This is a genomic window from Rhizomonospora bruguierae (genome assembly GCF_018397995.1).
Lineage (GTDB): Bacteria > Actinomycetota > Actinomycetes > Mycobacteriales > Micromonosporaceae > Rhizomonospora > Rhizomonospora bruguierae.
In genome coordinates this window covers 25,234-35,259 of the sequence record NZ_BBQH01000046.1, presented here as the reverse complement: position 1 = coordinate 35,259, position 10,026 = coordinate 25,234, and the positions used below count along the sequence as shown (strand labels likewise).

Below are 10,026 nucleotides of genomic sequence, written 5' to 3'. Positions count from 1 at the left end.
GGGTGCGGTCCACCCGCCACGCCGCCGGGTGAGGGCGGGAGGATCTCGTCGGGCGACGCGACATCGTCGTCGTCCAGGTCTGTGTCCGCCCCGGCCCGGGGCAGGTCGTCCTCGGGCGGGAACGCCACCGCCCGGACCGGCATCGGGTATGTGGCCGGCTGGGGCGCCGGCTCGGCCGCCACCCGGTGCGTGTCCCGCCCCGCCGCCTTGGCCGCGTACAGCGCGTCGTCGGCCGCCGTGAGCACCTGCGGGCCGGTGGTGGCGTGGTCGGGATAGACGGCGATGCCGATGGAGACGGTGACCCGGACCGTGCCCTGGCCCTCGAGCGGGATGGCGGTCTCCCGCACCGCGGCGCCGAGCCGCTCGGCGACGGTGGCCCCGCCCCGCGCGTCGGTCTCCGGCAGGACCAGCACAAACTCCTCGCCGCCCTGCCGGAACGCGAGGTCCACCTCCCGGATCTCCGCCCGGACCCGCCGGGCGAACTCGATCAGCACGGCGTCCCCGGCGGCGTGCCCGTGTGTGTCGTTGACCTCCTTGAACCGGTCCAGGTCCAGGGCGAGCACGGCCAGCGTGCGGCCGAACCGGCTGGCCCGCTCCACCTCCCGGCGCACCGACTCCTTCAGGTGCCGGTAGTTCCACAGCCCGGTCAGCGGGTCGGTCAGCGACAGCCGCTGCGCCTCCTCGTGCATCCGGACGTTGTCCACGGCCACCGCCGCCTGCCCGGCGAAGGTGCGCAGCGTGGACAGGTCGGCGTCGTCGAACTCGTCGCCGCCGAGCCGGTCGTACAGGACCAGCACGCCGCGGGCGGCCGGCGGCGGGCCGAGCACGGGCGACGCGCCCCGGCCCGGTGCGTCGCCGACGGCCTCGGGCGGCCGGGGCGGCGCGGCGAACGGCACGGCCACGTAGGTGACGCAGCGCGGCTCGTGTGGGGAGAGCGTGTCGCCGCCGGGCTCGACCCGCCCGCGGCGCGCCTCGCCGGTCGCGGCCACCCCGCCGACGATCCCCTCACCCAGGGGTACCCGCAGCTGCCGGGCGTCCGGGCCCCGCGACTCGTCGGCGTCCTCGGCGACCGCGGCGGCGGGCACCGGCAACGGGTCGACCGGCCACCGCTCCGCCAGGCCCTCGGCGGACTGGCCGACCAGGGCGCCCGTGGCCGGCTCCAGCAGCAGCACCGCGCCGGCCCGGGCACCGGTCGCGGCGAGCGCGGTCTGCAGGATCACCTGGAGGATCCGGTTCAGGTCGTGGGTGCTGGACAGCGTGTCGCCGAGCACGGCGAGGTGCCCGCGCAACTGGTCCCGGCCGGCGGTCAGCGCCGCCACGTAGGTCTGCATCTCCCGGGTCATCCGGTTGAACGCGCTGCCCAGCCGGCTCAGCTCGTCCGGCGGGCGGACCGGGACCCGGGTGGCCAGGTTGCCGGCCGCCACCCGGTCGGCGGCGGCGACCAGTTCGGCCAGCGGCCGGGTCGTGCCGCGCGCCAGCCACCAGGCGATCAGCACGGCCAGCGCCGCGGCCAGCAGGACCGCCGCGGCCAGCCCCGCGTACAGCGTGCGCGGGCTGTCCCGCCGGACGGAGAGGACCAGCGGCAGGGGCTGGTCGGTGCTGGGTCCGGCGCGGCGCAGGTACCGGCCCGGGACGTCGCCGACCACGTCCACGGGCAGCGCCGCGCCCGCCCGGGCGACCCGGTTCCGGTCCGCAGCGCCCTCGGTGCTCAGCACGCGGTCCCCGCCGGCGGCCAGCGTCACGGCGGCGCCACTCGCGCCGGCCAGGCGGGCGACGAAGGGCTGGTCGACGGGCTGGACCGCGTAGACGGCGCCCTGCGCCGCCCCGGTCGCGTCCCGCAGGTCGAGGCGGGCGGCGAGCGCCCGCGGGGCCTCGCCACCGGTCTCGGCGCCGGCGCAGTCGGCCCAGCGACCCGCGGGCGCCTGCGGGGTGAGCGCGACCGTGGCACCGTTCGCGTCCTCGATGCGCACCGCGGCGGCCAGGCCCCGGTCCACCACGGATCGGGCGGCGGCCTCCGGCCCGGCCGGCCCGGTCAGCGCGGCGACCGCCTCGGCCGCCGCGCGCAGCCGCTGGCAGACCGTGCCCACCGACGACCGGGCCGTCGTGGTCGCCAGGTCCAGCCGGTCGAGCAGGCGGTTCCGGCTCACCGCCGTCGCCGTGGTGCCGACGAACACCGCGCCGAGCAGCACGGGTCCCAGGACCACCGCCAGGAACGCGGTGGTCAGCCGCGCGCGCAGGGTCACTGGTCCTCCCCGGGTCCGCCCTAGATCGCAGAGGTTTGATGCGATGCTTGCACAGCCGGCGCCGATTACCGCCGGTTGTGTCAGGAGTGTTGCGTGCCCGATTTTTCTGATCTGACCGACCGAAAGAGATCGACGAGGGGCGAGCTGATCGCCGCCCGGCGCTCCCGACCGCCCGCGACCAGGGCCGCGGCCGCCGCGGCGGTCCAGACCGCACTGCGCGACCTGGTCCGCGCCGCCCGGCCCACGACCATCACCGGGTACGCGCCGATGCCCGCCGAACCGGGCGGGCCGGACCTGCCGGAGGCGCTCGCCGGCGCCCTCGGCGGGGAGGGTCGGCTGCTGCTGCCGGTCCTGCTGCCCGATCTGGACCTGGACTGGGCCGAGTTCGGCGGCCCCACGTCGCTGGCGGAGAACGCGCTCGGCCCCCGGGAGCCGGTCGGCCCCCGACTCGGCCGGGACGCGGTGTCGTCCGCCCAACTGCTGATCGTCCCGGCGCTCGCCGTGGACCGGGCGGGCGTCCGGTTGGGGCGCGGCGGCGGCTCGTACGACCGGGCGCTGGCCCGCGCCGCGCCGGACGCCCGGATCGTGGCCCTGCTCGACGACGGCGAACTCGTCGACGCCCTCCCGGCCGAGCCGCACGACCGCCGGGTGCACGCCGTGGTCACCCCGGCGGACGGGCTGATCACCCTGGGCGGCGGTACCACAGGGCCGGAGTGACCGGGGCACTGGACGAAACGGCCCGTGATGCCGCACCATTGGCACTCGAAGCCCACGAGTGCCAGCTCCCGGAGGAGAACGTGCCCACCTACCAGTACGCGTGCACCGCCTGCGGCCACCAGCTCGAGGCGGTGCAGTCGTTCACCGACGCGTCGCTCACCGAGTGCCCCGAGTGCCAGGGCAAGCTGCGCAAGCTGTTCTCGGCGGTAGGCGTGGTGTTCAAGGGCTCCGGCTTCTACCGCACCGACTCCCGCGACGGCTCGGCCAACGGCGCCGGCAACGGCAAGTCAGGCGAGGCAAACAAGTCCGGCGAGCCGAAGTCCAAGTCCGGCGAGGCGAAATCGTCGTCCGACTCGTCGGGGTCGTCGTCCTCGTCGGAGGCCAAGTCCTCGACGAAGTCCTCCCCGGCGAACACCGCGGCCTGACGCCGGCGACCCGACCCGCCCGGCGGGCGGGTCGGCGGAGCGACCGCCGGCGGCGGAGGCATCAGTCCCAGTGCGGCGGGCGGTCGGCGAGCAGCCGGTCGTCGTTCGAGCCGCTCCACTCGCCCCACCCGGCATCGGTATCGTCGCGCGTCTGCGCCGGCAGCACCGGCTCGTCGTCGTCGGACAGGTCCACGATCCGGTCCTCGTCGGAGCGCACATGGTCAGGGCTGGTCACGCCGCGACGGTACCTCCCGCCCGCCACCCCACGCCGGCCAGCGTGACCGTGCCGACACCCCGGCCTCGCGCCCATAGTTGACGCCCAACGCCGCCACCCGTGCCGCCCGGCACTGGCAGCGTCACCCCCAGAGCCGGCGTTGACCGCGCCGACACCCGGACTCGGCCCGACAGCCGGCGCCCAACGCCACCGCTCAGCGCCGCCCGGCACTGGCAGCGCCGGCAACCGGACTCGGCCCGATAGTTGACCCCAGCGCCGCCGCCCCATCCCGGCCGGCGTTGATAGCGTCGACCTCTGTGAGCACCCGCGACGCCGAACCGGGCCCCCACGGCACCGAACCGGGCCCCCGCGAGCCGGCCCCCGGTGGGCTGGGGCCCCGCGACGTGGGCCCCCACGGCGCCGGCCCCGGCGCGGTCGGGCCCCCGGAGACGGTGCCCAGCGCGTCCGCACCGGAGGAGGTCTGGCGCCGTCCCGGTTCGCCGCCCACGCCGCCGGCCCGCCCCGCCGCGTGGCGCCCGCAGCCGCCGGCCGCGCCGGCCCCTCCCGCCACGGCGGCGTGGCAGCCGGGCGGGGGCAACTGGGGCGCCGCCGGCGACGGTCCCGGCTATCTCGGTCCACCGCCCACCACGCCGCCGCCTGCCGGCTGGCGGCCGCCCACGGTGGTCCAGCCACCGCCGCCGCGCCAGCTTCCGCCGCAGGACCCGGCCGCCCTCGACCGGGCCGAGCGCAGCGCCCGCACGCTGACCTACGGCGTCGGCATGATCGCCGGCGCCCTGGTCCTCATCCTCGTCTGCCTGGTCTGCTCCCGCCTGATCTTCTGAGTGGGCGGTCGGGGCGGGAGGTCAGACGCCGGTCCAGACGGCCTTGGCGCCGGTGTCGCCGGTCCGGTAGACGTAGTAGGCGGTCACGAACGCGATCACGGCGGAGCCCGCGGCGAGGGCGATGTCGGCGACGCCGGGCAGGTTGGCCGGCGCCGGCACCCGGGGAAAATGGCCCGTCGCGTAGATGTGCACCAGCACGACGAGCCCGAGCGCGGACGTCCACCAGAAGGTCAGGTCGCCGTAACCGGCGTGCGTGGCCACCTGGTCCAGGATCTCCGCCGGGTACCCCCTGGAGCGCAGGAGTTGTTCGAGATACTCGCCGGACTCTTTGGCGACGAACGCGGCCACCGGTGCGACGACGGCGAGCAGGGCCGCCGCCCACCAGATGCGCCCGCGCACCCATGGCACCAGGCCGAACGCGAGCGCGGCCAGGACCAGTAACGGGACGAGGACCACCGCGGCGTGGACCAGCAACGCGTGCGCCGGTAAGCCATTGATCCGCTCGAACACGATTCCTCCTGCCATATCGGGGGCGATATGCGGGCAGGGTCGACCGCCCCCGCCCTCCTCCTTGCACCACGCCAGGATGAGGCCGTCCGGTTCACCGCGGTTCCCACCCGAGCCAGGACTGTAACGGGCGTCCCGCCGGCCGGGCGATTTCTTGAGGGTCCCGGCTTCGCGTGCTGTTATTGCAGGGTGAACGGTGCGGAACGGCTGCGGGCGCGGGGCCTTCGGGTGACCCGGCCGCGGCTCGCCGTGCTCGAGGTGCTCGCGGAGGGCGGCCACCTGGAGGTCGAGGAGATCGCCCGCCGGGTCCGGGCGCGCCTGGAGTCGGTGTCCACCCAGGCCGTGTACGACGTGCTGGCCGCCCTGTCGCGGGCCGGGCTGGCCCGCCGCCTGGAGCCGGCCGGCAGCCCCGCCCGGTACGAGGCGCGGACCGGCGACAACCACCATCACGTGGTGTGCCGCGGCTGCGGCGAGATCGGCGATGTCGACTGCGCCGTCGGCGCGGCGCCCTGCCTGGAGCCGTCCACGTCCCACGGCTTCATGATCGACGAGGCGGAGGTCACCTTCTGGGGGCTGTGCGGCGCCTGCCAGTCCCGCAGGGTCGAGGACTGAGCCGCCCGCCCGTGGCCGCGTGGCAGTCTGGTCCGGTGGATCCCGACGACGATCTCGGATTGTTCGGTCCCGGCTCGGTGACCTGGAAGCTGCACGAGGAGCCGATCCTCATGCTCGCCGGGCTGCGCTCGCTGTACCTGCAGGCCCTGCACCCGCGCACGGTCGCCGGGGTGGTGCAGAACTCCAGCTACCGCGACGACCCGTACGGCCGGCTGGCCCGCACCAGCATGTTCGTCGGCGTCACCGTCTACGGCACCACCGCGCAGGCGGAGGCCGCCGCCCGCCGCATCCGCCGCGTGCACGCCCGGTTGTCCGGCACCGACCCGGCAACCGGCGAGCGCTTCCGCCTGGACGAGCCGGACCTGCTCCGCTGGGTGCACGTCGCCGAGGTCGAGTCGTTCCTGTCCACCGCCCGCCGCGCCGGCCTGGCCCTGACCGGCGACGAGGTGGACCGGTACTACGCCGAGCAGCGCCGCTCCGCCGCCCTGGTCGGCCTGGATCCGGCGACCGTGCCCGGCAGCGCGGCCGAGGTGGCCGCCTACTACGAGGCGGTCCGCCCGCGGTTGCGGATGACCCGGGAGGCGGCCCAGACGGCGCTGTTCCTCTCCGCGCCCCCGCTGCCGTACAAGCTCGGGCTCACGCCGGTACGCCTGCTGTACGCGGGCGTCGCCGCGACCGCGTTCGGCCTGCTGCCCGCCTGGGCGCGGCGCCTGTACGGGCTGCCCGGGTTGCCGACGACCGACGTCTCGGCGGTGCTGTCGGCCCGGACCCTGCGCGCCGCCCTCGGCCTGCTCCCCCGTCGGGTCTACGACGGACCGCTGCGCCGCAGCGCGCTAGCCCGCGCCGCCCGCCTCGCCCCCGCCTGACCGGTCGATGCCCTCCCACGGTGCGCGGGGTGGGGTGGCGGACCCCTCGCGGCAGGTGGAACGGAAGTCGCACCAGCCGCACAGGGTGCCGGGCCGGGCGGGGAACGCCTCGTCCGGGTCGGCCCCGGTGGCGAGGGTCTTCTCCGCGGCCACGATGTCCCGTGCCGTGTCCTCGGCCCGGGACACGTGCCGCGCCAGCGACTCGGGGGTGTGCTCGTGGGACGCCACCGCGCCGGACGGCAGGTGGTGCAGTTCCACCCGCTGGCAGGGGCGGCGGAAGATCCGGGCGGCGGCGTACGCGTACAGCGCCAGCGCGCGGGAGCCGCGGGCGTCGTCCGGGCCCAGCCCGGTGCGGCCGGTCTTGTAGTCGACGATGACCGCCTCCGGCCCCTCGGCGCCGGTACGCGCGTCGATGCGGTCCGCGCGGCCGTTGAAGGCGAGCACCCCGGTGCGGGCGGCCACCACGCGCTCCACGCCGAGCGGCTCCTCGGCCGGGTCCAGGCCCTCGAGGTACCCGTCCAGCCAGCCGAGGGCGCGGCGGTACGCCGCCCGCTCCTGCTCCAGGTCGCGGTAGCCCTCGCGCACCCAGGTCGCCTTCAGTAGCGTGGGCACCGCGCCCCGGCCACGCTCGCGGACCGGCAGCCCGAACCAGTTCCGCAGCGCCGTGTGCACGCTCGCGCCGAGCGAGTTGTGCGCCCACGGCGGACCCTTGGGCGGCGTCGGGCGGTCGACGTAGGCGAACCGGTACCGGCGGGGGCAGTCCTCATACGCGCCCAGCTTGCTGGGCGTGCACACGAACAGCCGCTCCGGCATCCCCTCGAAGCCCAACTGCTCGACGCCCGGCCGTGGGACGCCCCGATTCGCCTCGTTGACCACCCTACTCACCGCCGAATCCTCCCATCCGGGTACGACACTCCCTCACCGCCCGTCCAGGTAGGCGGTGACGAAGGCGCCGACCGAGTCCGCGATCAACTGGACCGCGATGGCGGCCAGCAGCAGCCCGGCGATGCGGGTGAGCACCTCGATGCCGCTCGGCCGGAGGATCCGCACCACCACGCCGCAGAAGCGCAGCACCAGCCAGACGGCCACCATCACCACGAGGATCCCGGTGGCGATCGCCACGTAGTCGGCGACGTTGTGCGCCCGGCGGACGAACAGCATCGTGGCCACGATCGCGCCCGGCCCGGCAAGCAACGGGGTACCCAGCGGTACCAGGGCCACGTTGGCCGTGGCCGGGCCGCTCGGCCCGCCCGTCTCGCCGGTGAGCAGTTGCAGGGCGACCAGGACCAGCAGCAGGCCGCCGGCGCCCTGCAGCGCGGGTAGCTGGATGCCCAGGTAGGCCAGGATGGTCTGGCCGGCGACCGCGAAGACGACGATCACGCCGAGGGCGAGCGCGACCGCCTGCCGGGCGGCCCGGGTGCGCTCCGCGTCCGGCATCGTGCCGGTCAGGGCGAGGAAGATCGGCACCATTCCGGGCGGGTCTACGATGACCACCAGGGTCAGCAGGACCTCGCCGAAGAGCCTGAGATTCACCCGCGCATCGTCACATGGCCGGATCAGCCCGTGACCGGTTTCCGGCCACCGGCGGCGGCGACGATCGCCTCGTACACCGCCGGCTGCGTGGTGTGCTCACCGAGCCGGACCGTCTTGTGCGTGCCGTGGTAGTCCGACGAGCCGGTGACCAGCAGGCCCAACTCGCCGGCCAGCCGCCGCACGTGGGTGCGCTGCTGCGGGCTGTGGTCGGCGTGGTCGGCCTCGAGGCCGACCAGCCCGGCGGCGGCCAGGTCGGCGATCAGCTCGTCGGGCACCACCCGGCCGCGCCTGGTCGCCTTCGGGTGGGCGAAGACCGGCACCCCGCCCGCGCCGAGCACCAGGCGCACCGCGGTGAACACGTCCGTGTCCTCCTTCGGCAGCCGGTACCGCTCGCCCATCCACTGTGGCGCGAACGCCTCGCCGGTCGTCCCGACCAGCCCGCGCCGGATCAGCGCCTGCGCCAGGTGCGGGCGGCCGATCGTGCCGCCGCCCGCGTATCCGCGCACCTCCTCGACGGTGACGTCCAGCCCGTCCGCCCGCATCAGCGCGACGATCCGCTCGGCGCGCCGCTCCCGGGCCTGCCGGACCCGGGCCAGTTCGCCCGCCAGCGCCGGGTCGTCCGGGTCGAACAGGTACGCCAGCAGGTGCAGCGGGACGGCCGGCTCCACCCCGTACCAGCGGCAGGAGAGTTCCGCCCCGCGGATCAGCGTCAGGCGCTGCGGCAGTGCCGAGACCGCGGGCGCCCACCCGGCGGTCGTGTCGTGGTCCGTGATCGCGACGACGTCGAGCCCCGCCGCGGCGGCCGCGGCCACGAGCCCCGCCGGGGTGTCGGTGCCGTCGCTGGCGGTGGAGTGGGCGTGCAGATCGATGCGCACGCCCCGACGCTACCCACCCGCCCGGGCGGTGGAATCAGGGGGCGATCAGCGCCTGCAGGGTGGCGGACAGATCCGGCAGGGCCAGCGTGTCGGCCGTGGCCGCGCCGGTGCCCTCGACGGGTACCCGCAGCCGCACCAGCGCGCCCTCGCTCGGCCCGTAGACCACCGTGCCGGCGTCCAGCCAGACCGGGTCGCCGACCGGGCCGGGGCCGACCACGGCGGTGCCGCCCCGCCCGCTGGCCGCCTCGGCGAGGTCGACCAGGATCGCGGAGCCGGTGACCGACTGGGCCAGCAACCAGCGGCCGTCGGGCGAGACCCGGCCCGCGCGCCCGGTGGCCAGGCCCAGCCCGCACGCGGCGGTGCGCTGCCGGAACACGTCGGTGGTGTCCAGCAGCACCAGGCAGACGCCGCTCTGCGCGGCGGTGATGTACGTGCCGTCCAGGTCGCCGTCCTGCGGCATCCGGTCCGGGCCGCCCGGCCGGTTGCGGGCGGCGACGAGGGTCCGCCCGTCCGGCATGGCGCCGTAGATGGCGGTCAGCCCGCCCGCCCAGGTGGGCGCGAACGGACCCTGCGCGGGCCACCACACGTCGTACCCGTCGATCCCGCCGCCCGCGCTGGTGCGGGCGACCAGGACGCCGTCCCCGATGAGGGCGACCGGCGCGGCCGCGGCCGGTACCGGCGTGCGGCGCGGGTCGACGATTCCCGTGGCGGCGATCCGCGCGACGACCAGCTCGCCGCCCGCGCGCCAGGCCGCCCGGCTGCCGTCTGCGGCGAGCACGAACGCGTCGGCCCCGTCGACCAGCGCCTCCTGCCGGCCGCTGGCCTGGACCCGCCACAACGAGCGGGTGGTCGACTCGGGCTCGCCGGTCACGACCAGCCAGCCGGAGCCGGACCGGGACGCCTGCCGCACCGCGCCGACCCCGGACAGGTCCACGCTGTGCCCGGAGGTGGTCAGCAGCCGGCCGGCGGCAACCACGTCCACGGGCAGCGCCGCCCGCTGCCGCATCGGCTTCGCCGCACCCGCCCCACCGTGCTTGATCTCCAGGGACTCGGGCGCCGGTCGGGCGGTCAACGGGGCGAAGCCGGCGAACCCGGCCGCCCCGGCGAGGACGGGCGGGGCGGGCACCGGCTGGGCGGTGGTGGGCGGCGCCGCGTGCAGGGTGGTCAGCACGCCCGCGGCACCGATCAGCAC

Annotated in this window: 11 protein-coding genes and 1 pseudogene; 5 read left to right on the top strand and 7 right to left on the bottom strand. The window is 76.3% G+C overall.

What is annotated here, in order from left to right; translation table 11 throughout:
• A partial coding sequence (locus tag KJS59_RS22300) for a diguanylate cyclase (RefSeq protein WP_213454907.1) occupies positions 1-2,243 on the bottom strand: 2,243 nt, incomplete at its 3' end.
• A gap of 93 nt (positions 2,244-2,336) precedes the next feature.
• On the opposite strand from KJS59_RS22300, the gene KJS59_RS22295 reads away from it, so the two are divergent.
• Together KJS59_RS22295 and KJS59_RS22290 are read left to right on the top strand one after the other, a co-directional pair.
• A complete protein-coding gene (locus tag KJS59_RS22295; protein ID WP_213454906.1) occupies positions 2,337-2,960 on the top strand; it encodes a 5-formyltetrahydrofolate cyclo-ligase in 624 nt (207 codons plus the stop codon).
• Between the two features lie 38 nt (positions 2,961-2,998).
• Positions 2,999-3,385 carry an FmdB family zinc ribbon protein gene (locus KJS59_RS22290; RefSeq protein WP_249714701.1) on the top strand — a complete coding sequence of 129 codons (387 nt, stop codon included), beginning with the start codon at positions 2,999-3,001 and terminating at the stop codon, positions 3,383-3,385.
• Between the two features lie 61 nt (positions 3,386-3,446).
• On the opposite strand, the gene KJS59_RS22285 is transcribed toward KJS59_RS22290, so the two are convergent.
• Positions 3,447-3,620 carry a hypothetical protein gene (locus KJS59_RS22285; protein WP_213454905.1) on the bottom strand — a complete coding sequence of 58 codons (174 nt, stop codon included), beginning with the start codon at positions 3,618-3,620 and terminating at the stop codon, positions 3,447-3,449.
• A 296-nt stretch (positions 3,621-3,916) separates the two neighbouring features.
• Here KJS59_RS22285 and KJS59_RS22280 point away from each other — a divergent pair, with 296 nt between their 5' ends.
• Positions 3,917-4,441, top strand: a complete 525-nt coding sequence (locus KJS59_RS22280) for a hypothetical protein (protein ID WP_306345190.1) — start codon at positions 3,917-3,919, stop codon at positions 4,439-4,441.
• 21 nt (positions 4,442-4,462) lie between these two features.
• Here KJS59_RS22280 and KJS59_RS22275 read toward each other — a convergent pair whose 3' ends face one another.
• Positions 4,463-4,966 (bottom strand): DUF2231 domain-containing protein, encoded by a 504-nt coding sequence (locus KJS59_RS22275; RefSeq protein WP_249714698.1) that lies wholly within the window; start codon positions 4,964-4,966, stop codon positions 4,463-4,465.
• A 171-nt stretch (positions 4,967-5,137) separates the two neighbouring features.
• Here KJS59_RS22275 and KJS59_RS22270 point away from each other — a divergent pair, with 171 nt between their 5' ends.
• Together KJS59_RS22270 and KJS59_RS22265 are read left to right on the top strand one after the other, a co-directional pair.
• Positions 5,138-5,560, top strand: a complete 423-nt coding sequence (locus KJS59_RS22270) for a Fur family transcriptional regulator (protein WP_249714697.1) — start codon at positions 5,138-5,140, stop codon at positions 5,558-5,560.
• Between the two features lie 35 nt (positions 5,561-5,595).
• Positions 5,596-6,426 carry an oxygenase MpaB family protein gene (locus KJS59_RS22265; RefSeq protein WP_213454903.1) on the top strand — a complete coding sequence of 277 codons (831 nt, stop codon included), beginning with the start codon at positions 5,596-5,598 and terminating at the stop codon, positions 6,424-6,426.
• On the opposite strand, the gene KJS59_RS22260 is transcribed toward KJS59_RS22265, so the two are convergent.
• The 4 genes and pseudogenes from KJS59_RS22260 to KJS59_RS22245 form a co-directional block, all read right to left on the bottom strand.
• Positions 6,394-7,239 carry a RecB family exonuclease gene (locus KJS59_RS22260; RefSeq protein ID WP_213454921.1) on the bottom strand — a complete coding sequence of 282 codons (846 nt, stop codon included), beginning with the start codon at positions 7,237-7,239 and terminating at the stop codon, positions 6,394-6,396. The two genes, KJS59_RS22265 and KJS59_RS22260, sit on opposite strands and share 33 nt — an antisense overlap.
• Positions 7,240-7,344: 105 nt before the next feature.
• Positions 7,345-7,959 (bottom strand): MarC family protein, encoded by a 615-nt coding sequence (locus KJS59_RS22255; protein WP_213454902.1) that lies wholly within the window; start codon positions 7,957-7,959, stop codon positions 7,345-7,347.
• A gap of 23 nt (positions 7,960-7,982) precedes the next feature.
• Positions 7,983-8,834, bottom strand: a complete 852-nt coding sequence (locus KJS59_RS22250) for a PHP domain-containing protein (RefSeq protein ID WP_213454901.1) — start codon at positions 8,832-8,834, stop codon at positions 7,983-7,985.
• A gap of 34 nt (positions 8,835-8,868) precedes the next feature.
• Positions 8,869-10,026: pseudogene (locus tag KJS59_RS22245) on the bottom strand (hypothetical protein); the annotation flags it as partial.

Excerpts from the sequence above, each read along its gene's own strand:
- KJS59_RS22275 (WP_249714698.1), bottom strand. The coding sequence starts at position 4,966 with ATGGCAGGAGGAATCGTGTTCGAGCGGATCAATGGCTTACCGGCGCAC.
- KJS59_RS22260 (WP_213454921.1), bottom strand. The coding sequence starts at position 7,239 with ATGCCGGAGCGGCTGTTCGTGTGCACGCCCAGCAAGCTGGGCGCGTAT.